The 16328-nt window shown below is 55.6% G+C and carries 21 protein-coding genes; 11 read left to right on the forward strand and 10 right to left on the reverse strand.

Annotation, left to right across the window (positions count from 1 at the left end; genetic code table 11):
- Window positions 1-131: 131 nt before the first annotated feature.
- From APU11_RS25940 to mdtH, 7 genes are all read right to left on the reverse strand, one after another.
- Window positions 132-245: a YceO family protein gene (locus APU11_RS25940; protein ID WP_058651573.1), complete on the reverse strand. Its 114-nt coding sequence runs from the start codon at window positions 243-245 to the stop codon at window positions 132-134.
- Window positions 246-301: 56 nt separating this feature from the next.
- Window positions 302-1420 (reverse strand): N-methyl-L-tryptophan oxidase, encoded by a 1119-nt coding sequence (gene solA, locus APU11_RS25945; protein ID WP_044158660.1) that lies wholly within the window; start codon window positions 1418-1420, stop codon window positions 302-304.
- A gap of 116 nt (window positions 1421-1536) precedes the next feature.
- Window positions 1537-1791 (reverse strand): biofilm formation regulator BssS, encoded by a 255-nt coding sequence (gene bssS, locus APU11_RS25950; protein ID WP_008500827.1) that lies wholly within the window; start codon window positions 1789-1791, stop codon window positions 1537-1539.
- Window positions 1792-2063: 272 nt separating this feature from the next.
- Complete coding sequence (gene dinI, locus APU11_RS25955; protein WP_013097151.1) at window positions 2064-2309, reverse strand: DNA damage-inducible protein I; 246 nt, start codon at window positions 2307-2309, stop codon at window positions 2064-2066.
- A gap of 74 nt (window positions 2310-2383) precedes the next feature.
- The gene (gene pyrC / locus APU11_RS25960; RefSeq protein WP_020689622.1) at window positions 2384-3430 is read right to left on the reverse strand and encodes a dihydroorotase; all 1047 of its coding nucleotides are present in this window, start codon (window positions 3428-3430) and stop codon (window positions 2384-2386) included.
- A gap of 127 nt (window positions 3431-3557) precedes the next feature.
- Window positions 3558-4118 carry a lipoprotein gene (locus APU11_RS25965; RefSeq protein WP_058651572.1) on the reverse strand — a complete coding sequence of 187 codons (561 nt, stop codon included), beginning with the start codon at window positions 4116-4118 and terminating at the stop codon, window positions 3558-3560.
- A 121-nt stretch (window positions 4119-4239) separates the two neighbouring features.
- A complete protein-coding gene (gene mdtH, locus APU11_RS25970; RefSeq protein ID WP_023620180.1) occupies window positions 4240-5448 on the reverse strand; it encodes a multidrug efflux MFS transporter MdtH in 1209 nt (402 codons plus the stop codon).
- A gap of 236 nt (window positions 5449-5684) precedes the next feature.
- On the opposite strand from mdtH, the gene rimJ reads away from it, so the two are divergent.
- From rimJ to murJ, 4 genes are all read left to right on the forward strand, one after another.
- Window positions 5685-6269 (forward strand): ribosomal protein S5-alanine N-acetyltransferase, encoded by a 585-nt coding sequence (rimJ, locus tag APU11_RS25975; RefSeq protein WP_013097146.1) that lies wholly within the window; start codon window positions 5685-5687, stop codon window positions 6267-6269.
- A gap of 9 nt (window positions 6270-6278) precedes the next feature.
- Window positions 6279-6929 carry a YceH family protein gene (locus tag APU11_RS25980; RefSeq protein ID WP_058651571.1) on the forward strand — a complete coding sequence of 217 codons (651 nt, stop codon included), beginning with the start codon at window positions 6279-6281 and terminating at the stop codon, window positions 6927-6929.
- Between the two features lie 2 nt (window positions 6930-6931).
- The gene (locus APU11_RS25985; protein ID WP_029881953.1) at window positions 6932-7855 is read left to right on the forward strand and encodes a Gfo/Idh/MocA family oxidoreductase; all 924 of its coding nucleotides are present in this window, start codon (window positions 6932-6934) and stop codon (window positions 7853-7855) included.
- Between the two features lie 129 nt (window positions 7856-7984).
- Window positions 7985-9520: a murein biosynthesis integral membrane protein MurJ gene (gene murJ, locus APU11_RS25990; RefSeq protein ID WP_023620179.1), complete on the forward strand. Its 1536-nt coding sequence runs from the start codon at window positions 7985-7987 to the stop codon at window positions 9518-9520.
- Between the two features lie 59 nt (window positions 9521-9579).
- Here murJ and flgN read toward each other — a convergent pair whose 3' ends face one another.
- The 3 genes from flgN to flgA form a co-directional block, all read right to left on the reverse strand.
- Window positions 9580-10005, reverse strand: coding sequence for a flagella biosynthesis chaperone FlgN (gene flgN, locus APU11_RS25995; protein WP_028027944.1), 426 nt, complete (start codon window positions 10003-10005; stop codon window positions 9580-9582).
- A gap of 4 nt (window positions 10006-10009) precedes the next feature.
- Window positions 10010-10303: a flagellar biosynthesis anti-sigma factor FlgM gene (gene flgM, locus APU11_RS26000; protein ID WP_013097141.1), complete on the reverse strand. Its 294-nt coding sequence runs from the start codon at window positions 10301-10303 to the stop codon at window positions 10010-10012.
- A 93-nt stretch (window positions 10304-10396) separates the two neighbouring features.
- Window positions 10397-11053, reverse strand: coding sequence for a flagellar basal body P-ring formation chaperone FlgA (gene flgA, locus APU11_RS26005; protein ID WP_013097140.1), 657 nt, complete (start codon window positions 11051-11053; stop codon window positions 10397-10399).
- Window positions 11054-11210: 157 nt separating this feature from the next.
- Between flgA and flgB the strand changes: the two genes are divergently transcribed.
- From flgB to flgH, 7 genes are read left to right on the forward strand one after another with little or no spacing between them, the layout of a single operon-like run.
- The gene (flgB, locus tag APU11_RS26010; RefSeq protein WP_013097139.1) at window positions 11211-11630 is read left to right on the forward strand and encodes a flagellar basal body rod protein FlgB; all 420 of its coding nucleotides are present in this window, start codon (window positions 11211-11213) and stop codon (window positions 11628-11630) included.
- Window positions 11631-12035: a flagellar basal body rod protein FlgC gene (flgC, locus tag APU11_RS26015; RefSeq protein WP_013097138.1), complete on the forward strand. Its 405-nt coding sequence runs from the start codon at window positions 11631-11633 to the stop codon at window positions 12033-12035. It abuts the gene before it with no gap.
- Between the two features lie 11 nt (window positions 12036-12046).
- Window positions 12047-12757: a flagellar hook assembly protein FlgD gene (flgD, locus tag APU11_RS26020; protein WP_013097137.1), complete on the forward strand. Its 711-nt coding sequence runs from the start codon at window positions 12047-12049 to the stop codon at window positions 12755-12757.
- Between the two features lie 26 nt (window positions 12758-12783).
- Window positions 12784-13992, forward strand: coding sequence for a flagellar hook protein FlgE (flgE, locus tag APU11_RS26025; protein ID WP_013097136.1), 1209 nt, complete (start codon window positions 12784-12786; stop codon window positions 13990-13992).
- Window positions 13993-14012: 20 nt separating this feature from the next.
- Complete coding sequence (locus APU11_RS26030; RefSeq protein WP_013097135.1) at window positions 14013-14768, forward strand: flagellar basal body rod protein FlgF; 756 nt, start codon at window positions 14013-14015, stop codon at window positions 14766-14768.
- 11 nt (window positions 14769-14779) lie between these two features.
- Window positions 14780-15562: a flagellar basal-body rod protein FlgG gene (gene flgG, locus APU11_RS26035; RefSeq protein WP_008500810.1), complete on the forward strand. Its 783-nt coding sequence runs from the start codon at window positions 14780-14782 to the stop codon at window positions 15560-15562.
- A 57-nt stretch (window positions 15563-15619) separates the two neighbouring features.
- Window positions 15620-16318: a flagellar basal body L-ring protein FlgH gene (gene flgH / locus APU11_RS26040; protein ID WP_003857987.1), complete on the forward strand. Its 699-nt coding sequence runs from the start codon at window positions 15620-15622 to the stop codon at window positions 16316-16318.
- Window positions 16319-16328: the final 10 nt, after the last annotated feature.

Below are 16328 nucleotides of genomic sequence, written 5' to 3' on the forward strand. Positions count from 1 at the left end.
ATTTTATTTATTTCAGCAGTTTTGAAAATGATCCGCAAATGTAATTCAATCGCTTCGTCCAAGGCGGAATAAGCAGCAAGCAAAAGATTAAGCTAACCTAAAGTAATGTCAGTAATTGTCAGCTTCACTTTTCAGTAAAATACAATGTAAATAATCTCGATGAGTGCCAGCAGCCCCCATAATAAAATATAGAGCATAAAATGCTCACGAATGTTATTGATAAGAAAGCCAACGATCCTGCGCATAATGTCCCGTTTTCTGTCTGGAAAACGGGTTCCGGACGTCCGAAACCCGCGGCGGATTATCTGCTAAAACGCGAAAGTGAGAAGGGGGTGAGATCAAACTGCGGTGCGATCCCCTGGGCAAACTGCGCAGCAATCTCGCCCAGCACGGAGGCGAACTTAAAGCCATGACCGCTGAGGCCGGTGATGAGTAGCGTGTTGTCATGCCCCGGCAGGGTGTCAATGATGAAGTCTTCGTCCGGCGTGTTGTCGTAGGTGCAGGCAGCACCATACAGTAAGCCGCCTACGCCCGGCAGGATATTGCGCAGGAAGGTAAACGCTTCGGAGCCATCCTGTGGGTATGCACCGAACGGTTTACGCTCTTCTGGGGAGGAGATCGCCTGCCCGCCATTGTGTTTTCCGATTTTGAGTGCGTCTTTCTCAGACGGGAAGCCGTAAAACTGATCGCCGTTCGGTAACTCCCCGGTAAATGCCGGGAATTTATTCTGTGCGCTGTAACGGCCATCCGACTGGAACCAGGAGAAGACCTTGCGCACCGGCTGAACAGGCAGATCGGGCAGCAGACGGGTGACCCAGGTGCCTGCGCTAATCAGCAGACGGGACGCTGAATATTCTCCGTCCGCAGTGGTGACCGTTACGCCGTCAGCGTGATGAGTGAGGGATTCCACCGGGCAGTTAAAGAGCTGAGCGCAGCCCGCTTTTTCCGCAAGATCGATCCAGGTTTTGATGGCCGTTTCACTGTGCAAGACCCCGGAATTGGCTTCAAACAGGCCGATATAATCGTCCGGGACGGCAATCTCTGGCCAACGGGCCATGATGCCTGCTGCGTCCAGCTTCTCCACATCAAGATTAAACGCTTTCGCACTCTGTTCAACGTTGGCCAGAAAATCAGAGCGGGCAGGGCCCAGGTTGATGATGCCCGTGCGTTCGAAAATGCGTTCTTCCGTCAGCTTCGCCAGTTCATCCCATAGCGTCTGGGCGCGAAGCACCAGCGGAACATAGCGCTCGCCTTCACCGTAGGCGTGGCGAATAAGCCGGGTGTCGCCATGATGGCTGCCCTCTGCATGGGGAGGACGGTGGGCATCGATCATCAGGACCTTCAGACCCGCTTGCGTTGCGTAATAACCGGCGGCAGACCCCACGGATCCGCTACCAATAATGATTAAGTCGTATCTCATATCCATCTCTCGAACTCACGCTTTGTTAGCAGAGTAATTAACTATGCGGGCTGACACAAGGGAGAAATAAATAAGGCACCCGGAGGGTGCCTGTTGAGCGAAGAATAGGTATAAACCTAGTGCCGTTTATACTCATTTTCCTGATAGTCGCCAGATTCTATTTTGGCAATACCTGCCTCTAAAATAGAAATAAACTGACGGGCGACGTCTGTTGTAAGCCACAGCGTCTGTCCAACTTCCGCTTCTTCACGGTTGAGTTGATTCGGGGTCTGGTAGTGCAAACGCAGCATCAGCGCATCGTAGCTATCTACGGTACTGATATCCCAGCCAACAAGCGGATGGGTCTGGATGACTTCGCTATTCTTTTCCATTATAACCCCCTTAATGCGTGTTAGAAGACAACGGCTCCGAGGTTCAATGCATGTTTTTCTGAAAGCATCTTCAGTATACAAGTAATAAGGGTTCGCAAGGGAAAAATAAACAGTTGGCAACACATTTTTCTGCTTTTTAGGATTGTTCGAACAATAAAACACCACCTTGTTCACGATTTTTAAATTTGTTGCCGAATTAATTTGAACGAACCGGATTTCAGACGAAAAAAAGCCGGGGCGACCCGGCAAAAAAGAACAATGAGGGAGCAAGATTAATCTGTGATGAACCAGTCGTCGGCGCTTTCCCAGGTTTCCTGCAGGATTTCGCTGATACGGTCTTTATCTTCTTTCGCGCCGCCAATGACGGAGAGGTTGTTTGCCGCCGCATAACGAACCGTTACGGCACCAGCGTTGTCAGGGAAAGTACTGTTAATACGGCGGGATAATTCACCGGCCAGCGCATCAAGCGCGCCAGCAGGCAGAACGGTTGTTTTGGCTATGGTGACTTCAATACGCATAAATGCCCCCTGTGTAATATACTGTTTATTTATACAGGTATATTATGGGTTTGACAACAAGGGGCACTGTTTTTTTAGCGTTTTACCGTCCAGTTGACGGTTTCACCGGCAAGGAATGGGATGAGCGTGTCATCCGTCAGCGGAATGGCCTCGTCCACGCGGCTCTCTTTACGCTCCAGTTCAATGAACGTTTCGTTGACCGGCAGCCCGTAGAAGCGTGGTCCATTGAGCGAGCAGAACGCTTCGAAATGTTGCAGGGCATTCATCTCTTCAAACACGGTGGCGTAGCTGGCGAGTGCGGTAGGGGCATTAAAGCAGCCTGCGCAACCGCAGCTGGCCTCTTTGCGGTGGCGTGCATGAGGCGCGGAGTCCGTGCCGAGGAAGGCGCGGGAGAAACCGCTGGCAACGAGTTCACGCAGCGCCTGCTGATGAACGTTACGCTTCAGAATGGGCAGGCAATAGAGATGCGGACGAACGCCGCCAACCAGCATGTGGTTGCGGTTAAACATCAGATGCTGCGGCGTAATGGTGGCGGCAATCAGTTCATTGCCATCGCGGACATACTCTGCGGCATCTTTGGTGGTGATGTGTTCAAACACCACTTTAAGCGCAGGAAGACGCTGGCGCAGCGGCTCCATTACGGTTTCGATAAAGCGGGCTTCACGGTCGAAGATATCAATGTCGGCGTGGGTCACTTCACCGTGTACCAGCAGCGGCATGCCCAGTTTTTGCATGCGTTCCAGAACCGGCATGATGGCGTCAATACTGGTGACACCGTGGCTGGAGTTGGTGGTAGCGTTAGCCGGGTAGAGTTTCGCCGCGGTGAACACGCCTTCGTTAAAGCCGCGTTCCACTTCATTCGGATCGAGGGTGTCGGTCAGATAGCAGGTCATCAGCGGAGTGAAATCATGTCCTGCCGGCACGGCATCAAGAATTCGCTGGCGATAAGCCATAGCGGCATCAACGGTGGTGACTGGTGGAACCAGGTTAGGCATGACAATCGCGCGGCCATAAATTTCGCTGGTATACGGTACGACGGTTTTCAGCATATCGCCATCACGCAGATGGATATGCCAGTCGTCAGGGCGGCGGATTTTAAGAACCTGGGGTTGTGCAGTCATGGAAGCTCCGGCTTGTCAGGAATCAGTCATTAGGATGGCTGTTTTTGCCGGACACAAATCATAAGCGGAAACGTTTTCGTTTGCACACTTTTCCGTAAAAAAAAGGGCGCTTTTGCGCCCCTTCAGGTTAATCGGTGAATGGAATAACGATCTCTCCCGGTTTCAGCTCGATGCCTTTGGCATATTTTTTCGCCAGCGCCGCACCCTTGCTCTTGTCTTCACTTAAGACATAGGCCGGCTGCTGGTTAAAGTAGTTGCGCAGGGACTGGTTCAGGTAGGGCATCAGGGTCTGCATCACCGGTTTCATCTTGTCCGGCGTGACGTCCGCATCTACCACTTCCATCTCCTGCAGGAAAATGGCCCCTTTCTCTTTGTTAAAGACCGGCAGCGCCTTGAGCTTCAGCTTAATGTTGGCTTTCTGGTTACCGAAGAGAGAGGTCATATCGAGATTGGCATCCCCGGCGAGAGTGACTTTATTCGGCTCTTCGCGCCCAATCTGGCTGGTGAGGTTGCTGAGGACGATATGCGCATCGGCAAGCCCCGGCACACCAATGTCTTTTGAAAAGTTATTATGTTTTTCCAGCGCCTGATTAATTTCCTGCTCACTGACGGTGTATTGCGTAAGCTGGTTACAACCTACCAGCAGGCCGCTGACAATGAATGCGGCGGCAATGACAATTTTTTTCATAGTGTTCCTCAACGAAAAATCGGCGCTACTGTCCTGTTACGCCAGTATGTCAGGGTGAAATAGCGGAAACCAGCAGAAAAAACTGATAATGGCGGCGGGAGAGGCCCCGCCGCAGGGAATATTATGCCCCAGGTTCGAGCATGCCGCTCGCGCTGCGCTTCTGGCTGAATTGCCACCACAGCGCAAGGAGCGTCATAAAGCCGACCACGCCGAGCATGACCCAGGGCAGTTCCGGCTGGCTTAGGGCTTTTCCGGCATCGAACAGCCAGCCGCCGCCGGCGTAACCCAATGCACCGCCAAAGGCCAGCCCCAGGCGGCTGAACCCCATATAGCTGCCGCGAGCGCGCGCGTCGGCAAGCGAGGCGCTCAGCGTTTCACGAGCCGGTTCGGCAATAATGGAGCCGATATAGAAGGTGCAAATCAGCGTAAACAGTTGCTGGAGCGAGTTCACCAGCCCGATGGGCATCATGCTGAGCGTCATCAATAACAGCCCGGCCATCAGGCGATGCTCCAGGCGAAAACGCCGTTCGCTCCAGCGGGCGATCGGGTAGAGCAGGGTCAGAGAGAGGCAGGCTTCTATGGCGTACATCCATTTCACGGCGGCCGGGGTGCCCGCAATGTCGTTTACCATGATCGGCAGCATCAGCATGACCTGAACGGCCAGCATGTAATACCCCGTCAGGGTCAGCACGTACGTAACAAAGCGTTTGTCTCGCAGCACGCGGCCAAGACCTTCGCGTACCGGGGCTTTGACCGTTGACAGTTTCCATGCCGGCAGAAACAGGGCATTAAAGAGCGCACACAGAATAAAGAGCAGCGCACCCGCCGCGCAGACCAGACGAAAGTCGTACTGCAACAGCCAGCTTCCCAGCAGGGCGCCAATCACCGCCCCGGCGCTGTCCTGCATCATCAGAATTGAGAAGAAGCGTCCCCGGTGCTGCGGACGAATGAGTTTAACCACCAGCGCGGTGCGCGGCGGGTCAAACAGGGTGCCACCGATACCGGAGAGGAAGCAGGAAAACCACAGCAGCCACGGCTCCTGGGCAATTGCCATGGTGGCGAAGCCTGCCGCGCGTAGCAGCATGCCCGTCACGATCATCGGTTTGGCACCAAAGCGGTCGGCGATGGCACCACCAAACACGCCCAGACCCTGCTGGACAAACTGGCGTAACCCGAGCGCGATACCGACCATCAGTGCCGCCCAGCCCATTTGATCGACAAAGCGGATCGAGATGAGGGGAAACACAACAAAAAAGCCGAGCACGACCAGCATGTTATCGACTAGCAGGAAATATTTACCCAGGCTCCTGGCCTGTGATACGCGGGACATTTTCCCTCCAGGGAAAACAGGATGGTGAGCACGCTAACATTCTGCGGTGTCGCCACGTTTTTTCCCACCCCCGCGCGTGACAATATTTTTTTATCAAAAGAGCGCTTTGATAGAGAGTTCTCATCGAAAAATGTGAAAAGAGGTCAAAATGGTATGTCACTGTTTTCACAGACGGCACAGGCGCAGGTATAGTAAAGCTAATGGGTAAGCAGAAGTGACGGGAAGGAGTGGTATCGATGTTTGGCTATCGCAGTAATGTGCCAAAAGTGCGTCTGACAACGGACAGGCTGGTTGTTCGTCTGGTGCACGAGCGTGATGCCTGGCGTCTGGCGGATTATTACGCCGAGAATCGCCAGTTTTTAAAACCCTGGGAACCCGTTCGGGATGAGAGCCACTGCTACCCTTCCGGCTGGCAGGCGCGCCTCAGCATGATTGCAGAATTCCACAAGCAGGGAAGCGCGTTCTATTTCGCGCTGCTGGATCCGGAGGAAAAAGAGATCATCGGCATTGCCAACTTTTCCAACGTGGTGCGCGGATCGTTTCACGCCTGCTACCTCGGCTACTCCATCGGCCAGAAATGGCAAGGGCAGGGGCTGATGTATGAGGCGCTAACGGTGGCGATCCGTTATATGCAGCGCACGCAACATATCCATCGCATTATGGCGAACTACATGCCACACAATCAGCGCAGCGGTAATTTGCTCGCGCGGTTGGGGTTTGAGAAAGAGGGGTACGCCAAAGATTATCTGCTGATAGACGGAGAGTGGCGCGACCACGTACTGACAGCATTAACCACCCGGGACTGGACGGCAGGCCGCTAAGGAGAAGAGATGAAATATCAGTTAAGCGCAACAGAAGCGCGTGTGATTGGCTGCCTGCTGGAAAAACAGGTCACCACGCCGGAACAGTATCCGCTCTCCGTCAATGCCGTGACGATGGCGTGTAACCAGAAAACCAACCGTGAGCCGGTGATGAATCTCGGCGAACATGAGGTGCAGGATATTCTCGATGAGCTGGTTAAACGCCATTACCTGCGCACGGTCAGCGGTTTCGGTAACCGCGTGACCAAGTACGAGCAGCGGTTTTGCAATTCTGAGTTCGGCGATCTGAAGCTGAGTGCCGCCGAGGTGGCGGTGATCACCACGCTGTTACTGCGCGGCGCGCAAACACCCGGTGAACTGCGCACCCGGGCCTCCCGCATGCATGAGTTCGCCGATATGCAGGAGGTTGAGCAGACCCTGGATGGGCTTGCCACCCGCGAGGATGGCCCTTACGTGGTACGTCTGGCGCGTGAGCCGGGGAAACGTGAAAGCCGCTATATGCACCTGTTTAGCGGTGAGGTTGATACGTCAACGGTGTTAGCAGATTCGGCTGCCCCCGCCGCGCATGACAGCCTCGCAGCACGCCTAGAGGCGCTGGAGGAAGAGGTGGCCGGGCTGAAACAACGCCTGGATGCATTGCTGGCACATTTAGGAGACTGACGGTGAAAAAATTACGCGTTGGCGTGGTAGGGCTGGGCGGTATTGCGCAAAAGGCCTGGCTGCCTGTTCTGGGGGCCGCGACGGACTGGACGCTGCAAGGGGCGTGGTCACCTACCCGCGAGAAGGCCGAGCGGATCTGCGAAACCTGGCGCATGCCGTATGCGGCATCGCTTCAGGATCTGGCGCGCGACTGCGATGCGGTCTTTGTGCACACCTCTACCGCCACCCATTATCAGGTGGTCAGCGAATTACTGAATGCCGGGGTCCACGTTTGTGTGGATAAACCCCTGGCGGAAAACATTCAGGATGCCGAACGGCTGATTGAACTCGCTGCACGCAAAAAACTGACGCTGATGGTGGGCTTCAATCGCCGTTTTGCGCCGCTTTACCAGCAGTTGAAGGCCCGGTCTGGTGGGCTCGCGTCCCTGCGAATGGACAAGCATCGTACCGACAGCGTTGGACCGAACGATCTGCGCTTTACCCTTCTGGATGATTACCTGCACGTGGTAGATACGGCGCTCTGGCTAACCAACGGGCAAGCCCAGCTTAAAAGCGGCACCCTGTTGACCAACGATCAGGGCCAGATGGTTTACGCTGAGCACCATTTTGCTCTTGAGCATCTGCAGGTCACCACCAGCATGCATCGCCGGGCCGGCAGTCAGCGGGAGTCTGTGCAGGCGGTCACTGAGGGGGCTCTGTATGACATTACCGACATGCGCGAATGGCGCGAAGAGAAAGGCAGCGGCGTGGTCACGCTACCGGCGCCTGGCTGGCAAAGCACCCTTGAGCAGCGCGGCTTTGACGGATGCGCCCGCCACTTTATCGCCTGTGTGCAAAATCAGACGGTTCCGGAAACATCCGGTGAGCAGGCCATCATGGCACAACGCATTGTGGAGCGGCTCTGGCGAGAGGCCATGAGCGAATAATTCTCTGTAACATCTGCCGATAGTAATTCCCTTAAATCCGGGTAGACTAAGCGCCGTTTGTTGGTTTCAATGGGTGGCGCTTTCGCTTACCCGTCCTGGAAATCCGTAGGGTTGTGGGAATTCTCATTAATGAACTTATTAAAATCGCTGGCGGCAGTCAGCTCGATGACCATGTTTTCCCGCGTGCTGGGTTTTGCGCGCGATGCGATTGTGGCAAGAGTATTTGGTGCAGGGATGGCAACGGACGCCTTTTTCGTCGCGTTCAAATTGCCGAATTTATTGCGTCGCATTTTTGCCGAGGGGGCATTTTCCCAGGCTTTCGTTCCTATCCTGGCGGAATATAAAAGCAAGCAGGGTGAAGACGCCACGCGCGTATTTGTCGCTTACGTTTCAGGCCTCCTGACGCTGGCCCTGGCGATCGTAACGGTGCTCGGGATGCTGGCTGCGCCCTGGGTGATTATGGTGACGGCACCCGGCTTTGCGGACTCGGCAGATAAATTTGCCCTGACCACTCAACTGCTGCGTATTACCTTTCCTTATATCCTGCTGATCTCCCTGGCCTCGCTGGTGGGGGCAATCCTCAATACCTGGAACCGTTTTTCCGTTCCGGCCTTTGCGCCAACCTTCCTTAACATCAGCATGATTGGCTTTGCGCTGTTCGCCGCGCCCCATTTCAACCCGCCGGTGCTGGCGCTGGCCTGGGCGGTGACGGCGGGCGGCGTGTTGCAACTGGCGTATCAGCTGCCGCATCTGAAGAAAATCGGCATGCTGGTTCTGCCGCGAATTAATTTCCGTGACGCCGGTGCGATGCGCGTGATTAAGCAGATGGGGCCTGCCATTCTCGGGGTTTCGGTTAGCCAGATCTCGCTTATCATCAACACTATCTTCGCCTCTTTCCTCAAATCTGGTTCCGTTTCGTGGATGTATTACGCGGACCGTTTGATGGAGTTTCCCTCCGGGGTGTTGGGGGTGGCGCTGGGGACCATTCTCCTGCCGTCGCTGTCGAAAAGTTTTGCCAGCGGAAACCATGACGAATATTGCCGTCTGATGGACTGGGGGCTGCGTCTCTGCTTCCTGCTGGCGCTGCCGAGTGCGGTAGCGCTGGGGATCCTCGCGCAACCGCTGACCGTTTCCCTGTTCCAGTACGGCAAATTCACCGCTTTTGACGCGTCGATGACGCAGCAGGCGCTGATTGCCTATTCGGTGGGGCTGATGGGGCTGATCGTCGTTAAAGTGCTGGCACCAGGGTTCTACTCGCGCCAGGACATCAAAACGCCGGTGAAAATTGCCATTGTAACGCTGATTATGACTCAACTGATGAACCTGGCCTTTATTGGCCCGCTGAAGCACGCCGGTCTGGCCTTGTCTATTGGTCTTGCGGCCTGTCTCAACGCCGGGCTGTTGTACTGGCAGTTGCGTAAGCAGGATATCTTCACGCCGCAGCCGGGCTGGAAAAGTTTCTTTGTGCGTCTGATCGTTGCGGTGCTGGTTATGGCTGCGGCGTTGCTTGGCATGCTGCATGTCATGCCGGAATGGTCGCAGGGCACCATGCTTTACCGTCTGATGCGGCTGATGGCCGTTGTGGGTGTTGGGGTTGTGGCCTACTTTGCGACGCTCGCGGTGCTGGGCTTCAAAGTGAAAGAGTTTGCCCGCCGTACCGCATAAACGCCAAAAGGGGAGTTCACCTTAGGGTGCTCCCCGCTGCCTGATTTGTCGCCTGGGCTTCAAATCGAAATCTTTTTCCCGCCCGTGACACGTGCCGTTGATGTTTGACCATCCGCACCGTACAGCCCGGGCTCTTTATGCGGCTTTAACACCTCAAGCGCTTGCTGATTACGCTCAATCTGGCCTTCCAGCAGCCAGCCGTTGTGCTGATTGAGATGGCGCAGATGCTGGGTTTTTTCTGTAATGGTCTGCCAGCGTTCTACAATATCGTCATTCGCACTGCGCTTAGGATCTTGCTCAGCGCGACGCTGTTGTTCCAGATAATCCAGCGTCGCCAGAAGCGAACTTTTATCTTCCGTAATACGCTGCAACGCGCTGCCGTTGATCTGACCGGAAGAGAGGTGCTGTTGCTCCGCGTCCATGACCGTTTTCAGGTCGTTCAGGACAACCGTCATTTGATCCAGTATTTCTGACAGTCGACTCATACGGTTAGTTACTCTGTAAGAAACTCTGTGCTTCCTGAATCAGGGCGTCAGCAATTTTGCTGGTATCCATCTTCAGCTCACCATTACGAATAGCCGTTTTCAGCGCTTCCACGCGTTCCATATTGATATCGCTGCTGCCTGGCTGCATCAGTTTTGCCTGAGCATCGCTCAGGGTGACGCTGGTGCTGTTGGACGTTGACGGTTTTTCCACACGCGTTTTCTGCGGCGTGGCGTCATTCGTTTCGCGAGGCTGTACAGCGCTTACCGGCTTCAGGGCTGATGTACGATCAATGCTCATAGTGTTGTCCTCATCGAGGGTTCGCGGCGTTGGCGCCTGACATCATCATTAGTTGATTATTTATCGGCAGTCGCAGCGATTTCTTTAAAAAGATTATAGGTTAATCAGAATATTCCCATCAGAATCGACGGTTCCGCTAACCACCTGGCCTGAGGACATCCTGACGCGGGCATTTTGCGCCACCGCGGCATTGTTTAATGCCTTCCCTTCACTGTTTATCTGAAAACCATCGCCGTTGGCCACCACCATCACCTGCTGACCCGCTTTAACCCGCCATGCCTGACGCAGCATGGAGAGCTGTATCGGCTGGCCTGGCGCGACATCACGCAGGCTGACGGCATCCTGTGCCTGGTTAATGTCAAGCATGGTGCGCGGCGGAAGCTGATCCAGACGACCGCGTTTCAGAGTCACACTGCTGGCGTGCAACATGCTGCCGCGAGCAATGGGAACGGCGGCCACAACATAATTGCCCGTCGCCTGTACCGCAACCTGTAAATAGCGTTTTTCACCCGGACAGCGCGCCAGCACGTTCACGTTCCCCCACAGTTTTGTGGTGCCCGTTACGCTGAACGACGGCTGCTCACAGGAGGGATAGAGATTAGGTGGCGTGCGCACGGTGACGTTGACTTCATCGCTAAAGCCCGCCAGTTGCTGAGCAAAGAAAGCCGTCAGTTGATCCTGTACTTCAGCCTGTACCAGGGGGCTGAAAAGCAGGGCCGTAGCCACCAGGCCGCGTTTTAACGTTTGCATCGCACATTCCACCGTTACCCGAATTGAGAGGATTCTACCTGCAGTGGTTTTGCATCAACGGAATAAATAGCGACGCATTTTGCGCTTATTCCGTCGATAGGGGTGACGGGGTGAGATTTAAGCTGTGAACTGAAATTTTGCCATCAGCGGAGGAGACATGCTCGATAAACTCGACGCCGCGTTACGTTTTCAGCAGGAAGCGCTCAATTTACGTGCCCAGCGGCAGGAGATTTTAGCCGCCAATATTGCCAACGCCGATACGCCAGGGTATCAGGCGCGCGATATTGATTTTTCCAGTGAGCTTAAAAAAGTGATGGAGCGTGGACGTGCAGAAGGGAGCGGTGTCGCGCTCGCTCTGACCTCCTCACGCCATATTCCTGCTCAGGCGATGACGGCGCCCACGACCGATTTACTTTATCGCATTCCCGACCAGCCTTCACTCGACGGTAACACCGTGGATATGGACCGGGAGCGTACGCAGTTTGCCGATAACAGCCTGAAATACCAGATGGGCCTGACCGTACTCGGCGGACAGATCAAAGGCATGATGAACGTCCTGCAGGGGGGCAACGGATAAATGGCCTTGCTGAATATTTTCGATATCGCCGGCTCGGCGTTAACCGCGCAGTCCAAGCGCCTGAACGTGGCTGCCAGTAACCTGGCGAACGCCGACAGCGTGACCGGACCTGACGGACAGCCTTATCGTGCAAAGCAGGTGGTGTTCCAGGTGGATGCTGCACCAGGCGCGGCGACGGGCGGGGTGAAAGTCTCTGACGTGGTGGAAAGCCAGGCACCGGACAAGCTGGTGTATGAGCCCGGCAACCCGCTGGCGGATGCGAACGGCTACGTGAAAATGCCAAACGTGGATGTGGTGGGGGAGATGGTGAACTCCATGTCCGCCTCACGTAGCTACCAGGCAAACGTCGAAGTGCTTAATACCGTGAAGAGCATGATGCTCAAAACCCTCACTCTCGGCCAGTAAAGGAGACATGCATGTCCATCGCCGTTAATGTGAATGATCCAACGAACTCGGGCGTCAGTGGCGCCAAAAGTTCGACGGGTTCCAGCTCCCTGACGGGAAGTAACGCCTCCGATCTGCAAAGCAGCTTTCTGACGCTGCTGGTGGCACAGCTGAAGAACCAGGATCCCACCAACCCCATGCAGAACAACGAACTGACCACGCAGCTTGCGCAGATCAGTACCGTCAGCGGCATTGAGAAACTCAATACCACCCTCGGCTCTGTTTCCGGGCAAATTGATAACAGCCAGTCCCTGCAGGCTGCGAGCCTGATTGGTCACGGGGTGATGATCCCGGGCACCACGATCCTGGCGGGCACCAGCACCACCGAAGGCAACACGACCACCACCACCACGCCGTTTGGCGTTGAGCTGCAGCAGGCGGCCGACAAAGTCACCGCGACGATCACCGACGCTACCGGCGCCGTGGTTCGCACGATTGATATCGGCGAACTGAAGGCGGGCGTTCATACCTTTACCTGGGATGGCAGCCTGGCCGACGGCACCAAAGCGCCAAACGGTTCTTACAAAGTGGCAATCAGTGCCAGCAATGGCTCTACCCAGCTGGTGGCTCAGCCGCTGCAGTTTGCGCTGGTCCAGGGCGTCATTAAAGGTAGCGATGGCAACAAACTGGATTTGGGTACTTCTGGTACCACCACACTCGACGAAGTTCGGCAGATTATCTAAGCCTTAACACTTATCAGGAGTAAGTCATGGCCTTTTCTCAAGCGGTCAGCGGCCTGAATGCTGCGGCCACCAACCTGGACGTCATTGGCAACAACATCGCCAACTCCGCGACCTATGGTTTTAAATCCGGTTCTGCTTCATTTGCAGATATGTTTGCCGGTTCCAAAGTGGGTCTGGGCGTAAAAGTTGCAGGCATTACCCAGGACTTTACCGACGGCACCACCACCAATACCGGTCGTGGCCTGGACGTTGCCATCAGCCAGAACGGTTTCTTCCGTATGGTCGATGCTAACGGCTCGGTGTTCTACAGCCGTAACGGCCAGTTCAAGCTGGACGAAAACCGTAACCTGGTGAACATGCAGGGGATGCAATTAACCGGTTATCCGGTTGCCGGGACGCCATCAACGGTTCAGACCGGTGCGAACCCACAGCCTATTAATATCCCGACCACGCTGATGGCCGCGAAGGCCACCACCACGGCTTCCCAGCAGATTAACCTCAACTCCACCGATACCGCACCGACCACCGCCTTTGATCCGGCCAACCCGGATACTTACAACAAAAAAGGTACGGTCACCGTCTTTGACAGCCAGGGTAATGCGCACAACATGAACCTGTTTTACGTCAAAGATGCGACCCCGGCTAACTCCTGGAAAGTGTATGCCCAGGACGGTAGCGTGGCAGGCAGCACGGCCTCTCTCGCCACGACGCTGACCTTCAACAACAACGGTACGCTGATCGGCGGTGGCAACATCAACCTGACTACCGCGACCATTCCTGGTGCCACGCCTGCGACCTTCGCCATGAGTTTTGCGAACTCTATGCAGCAGAACACCGGTGCGAACAACATCGTTGGAACCAGCCAGAATGGTTTTAAACCGGGCGACCTGGTGAGCTACCAGATCAACGACGACGGCACCGTGGTCGGTAACTACTCCAACGAACAGACCCAGGTTCTGGGCCAGATCGTGCTGGCAAACTTCGCCAACAACGAAGGTCTGAAGTCTGAAGGTGACAACGTCTGGTCTGCCACGCAGTCCTCCGGCGTCGCGCTGCTGGGTACCGCGGGTTCCGGTAACTTCGGTACGCTGACCAACGGTGCTCTGGAAGCCTCTAACGTCGACCTGAGTAAAGAGCTGGTGAACATGATTGTCGCGCAACGTAACTATCAGTCGAACGCGCAGACCATCAAGACCCAGGATCAGATCCTCAACACGCTGGTTAACCTGCGTTAAGCGGCTAACAGGAAAGCGCAATGGATCACGCAATATATACCGCGATGGGCGCGGCAAGTCAGACGCTCAATCAGCAGGCCGTTACCGCCAGCAACCTGGCGAACGCCTCTACGCCGGGGTTCCGCGCACAGCTCAATGCGCTGCGTGCGGTGCCGGTAGAAGGGTTGTCCCTGCCGACGCGTACGCTGGTGACCGCCTCCACGCCGGGTGCAGACATGACGCCAGGGCAGATGGATTACACCGCCCGTCCTCTGGACGTTGCTCTGCAGCAGGACGGCTGGCTGGCCGTGCAAACGGCAGACGGCGGCGAAGGCTATACCCGCAACGGTAATATCCAGGTCAGTGCCACGGGCCAGTTGACGATTCAGGGGCACCCGGTAATGGGTGAAGCGGGTCCGTTGACGGTGCCGGAAGGTTCAGAGCTGACCATCGCCGCAGACGGTACCATCTCCGCGTTGAACCCAGGCGACCCGGCCAATACCGTTGCGCCCGTCGGGCGTCTGAAGCTGGTCAAAGCGGATGGCAAAGAGGTGCAGCGTGGTGATGACGGTATGTTCCGTCTGACCCAGGCGGCTCAGGCCACCCGTGGCGCCACGCTTCAGGCCGACCCGACCATTCGCGTGATGTCCGGTGTTCTGGAAGGCAGCAACGTCAAGCCGGTCGAGGCCATGACCGACATGATCGCCAGCGCCCGTCGTTTTGAAATGCAGATGAAGATTATCAGCAGCGTTGATGAAAACGCGGGCAAAGCTAACCAACTTCTGGCTATGAGTTAACAGGACTCCCTATGATCAGTTCTTTATGGATCGCGAAAACTGGCCTGGACGCGCAGCAAACCAATATGGATGTGATTGCCAACAACCTGGCAAACGTCAGCACCAATGGTTTCAAGCGTCAGCGTGCCGTTTTCGAAGATTTGCTTTACCAAACCATTCGTCAGCCGGGTGCACAGTCCTCTGAGCAAACCACGCTGCCGTCAGGTTTGCAGATCGGTACCGGTGTTCGTCCGGTCGCCACCGAGCGTCTGCACAGCCAGGGCAACCTGTCTCAGACCAACAACAGCAAAGACGTCGCCATTAAAGGCCAGGGTTTCTTCCAGGTGCAGTTGCCTGACGGGACCTCTGCCTATACCCGTGACGGCTCGTTCCAGGTCGATCAGAACGGCCAGCTGGTCACGGCCGGTGGTTTCCAGGTTCAGCCTGCTATCACGATCCCGGCGAATGCCCTGAGCATCACCATCGGGCGTGACGGCGTGGTGAGCGTTACCCAGCAGGGACAGGCCGCGCCTGTTCAGGTGGGGCAGCTCAACCTGACCACCTTCATGAACGATACCGGTCTGGAAAGCATTGGCGAGAACCTCTACACCGAAACGCAATCCTCCGGTACGCCGAATGAGAGCACCCCGGGGCTGAACGGGGCAGGGCTGCTGTATCAGGGTTATGTGGAAACCTCGAACGTGAACGTGGCGGAAGAGCTGGTGAATATGATCCAGGTCCAGCGCGCGTATGAAATTAACAGTAAAGCAGTGTCGACGACCGACCAGATGCTGCAGAAACTGACGCAACTCTAAGGCGCAGCCCGGTGCGGTGAACGCCGCACCGGCTCCCTGTTTTCGAAGATGAAGGCAATGCAAAAAAACGCGGCGTTTCGTTATCCGATTCTGACTGTTCTGGCCGTCACCCTTAGCGGATGTGCCTGGATCCCGTCTAAACCATTGGTCCAGGGTGCGACGACCGCCCAACCCGTTCCTGGCCCTGCGCCAGTGGTGAACGGCTCCATTTTCCAGACCGCGCAGCCGATCAACTATGGTTATCAGCCGCTGTTTGAAGACCGTCGCCCGCGTAACGTCGGCGATACCCTGACCATTGTGCTGCAGGAGAACGTCAGCGCGAGCAAGAGCTCGTCGGCGAATGCCAGCCGCGATGGCAAAACCAATTTTGGCTTCGATACCGTACCGCGCTATCTGCAGGGACTCTTCGGCAATGCACGTGCGGATGTTGAGGCGTCTGGCGGCAATACCTTTAACGGTAAAGGTGGCGCGAACGCCAGCAATACCTTCAGCGGCACGCTGACGGTAACGGTTGACCAGGTGCTGGTTAACGGCAATTTACATGTGGTGGGTGAAAAACAGATCGCCATTAACCAGGGCACTGAATTCATTCGCTTCTCCGGTGTGGTTAACCCTCGCACCATCAGCGGCACCAACACCGTTCCGTCCACTCAGGTGGCGGATGCGCGCATTGAGTACGTCGGTAACGGCTATATCAACGAAGCGCAAAATATGGGCTGGCTGCAGCGCTTCTTCCTTAATTTATCGCCGATGTAAGCGAGGTGAC

Source organism: Enterobacter sp. 50793107, from assembly GCF_001463365.1.
Classification (GTDB): Bacteria; Pseudomonadota; Gammaproteobacteria; order Enterobacterales; family Enterobacteriaceae; genus Enterobacter; species Enterobacter cloacae.

Coding starts and splice junctions, on each gene's coding strand:
- flgM (WP_013097141.1), bottom strand. CDS start 10,303: ATGAGCATTGATCGTACATCAGCCCTGAAGCCGGTAAGCGCTGTACAG.
- flgC (WP_013097138.1), top strand. CDS start 11,631: ATGGCCTTGCTGAATATTTTCGATATCGCCGGCTCGGCGTTAACCGCG.
- flgH (WP_003857987.1), top strand. CDS start 15,620: ATGCAAAAAAACGCGGCGTTTCGTTATCCGATTCTGACTGTTCTGGCC.
- bssS (WP_008500827.1), bottom strand. CDS start 1,791: ATGGAAAAGAATAGCGAAGTCATCCAGACCCATCCGCTTGTTGGCTGG.
- pyrC (WP_020689622.1), bottom strand. CDS start 3,430: ATGACTGCACAACCCCAGGTTCTTAAAATCCGCCGCCCTGACGACTGG.
- APU11_RS25965 (WP_058651572.1), bottom strand. CDS start 4,118: ATGAAAAAAATTGTCATTGCCGCCGCATTCATTGTCAGCGGCCTGCTG.
- murJ (WP_023620179.1), top strand. CDS start 7,985: ATGAACTTATTAAAATCGCTGGCGGCAGTCAGCTCGATGACCATGTTT.
- APU11_RS25940 (WP_058651573.1), bottom strand. CDS start 245: ATGCGCAGGATCGTTGGCTTTCTTATCAATAACATTCGTGAGCATTTT.
- APU11_RS25980 (WP_058651571.1), top strand. CDS start 6,279: ATGAAATATCAGTTAAGCGCAACAGAAGCGCGTGTGATTGGCTGCCTG.
- solA (WP_044158660.1), bottom strand. CDS start 1,420: ATGAGATACGACTTAATCATTATTGGTAGCGGATCCGTGGGGTCTGCC.
- dinI (WP_013097151.1), bottom strand. CDS start 2,309: ATGCGTATTGAAGTCACCATAGCCAAAACAACCGTTCTGCCTGCTGGC.
- flgD (WP_013097137.1), top strand. CDS start 12,047: ATGTCCATCGCCGTTAATGTGAATGATCCAACGAACTCGGGCGTCAGT.
- flgB (WP_013097139.1), top strand. CDS start 11,211: ATGCTCGATAAACTCGACGCCGCGTTACGTTTTCAGCAGGAAGCGCTC.
- flgN (WP_028027944.1), bottom strand. CDS start 10,005: ATGAGTCGACTGTCAGAAATACTGGATCAAATGACGGTTGTCCTGAAC.
- rimJ (WP_013097146.1), top strand. CDS start 5,685: ATGTTTGGCTATCGCAGTAATGTGCCAAAAGTGCGTCTGACAACGGAC.
- flgA (WP_013097140.1), bottom strand. CDS start 11,053: ATGCAAACGTTAAAACGCGGCCTGGTGGCTACGGCCCTGCTTTTCAGC.
- APU11_RS26030 (WP_013097135.1), top strand. CDS start 14,013: ATGGATCACGCAATATATACCGCGATGGGCGCGGCAAGTCAGACGCTC.
- mdtH (WP_023620180.1), bottom strand. CDS start 5,448: ATGTCCCGCGTATCACAGGCCAGGAGCCTGGGTAAATATTTCCTGCTA.
- flgE (WP_013097136.1), top strand. CDS start 12,784: ATGGCCTTTTCTCAAGCGGTCAGCGGCCTGAATGCTGCGGCCACCAAC.
- flgG (WP_008500810.1), top strand. CDS start 14,780: ATGATCAGTTCTTTATGGATCGCGAAAACTGGCCTGGACGCGCAGCAA.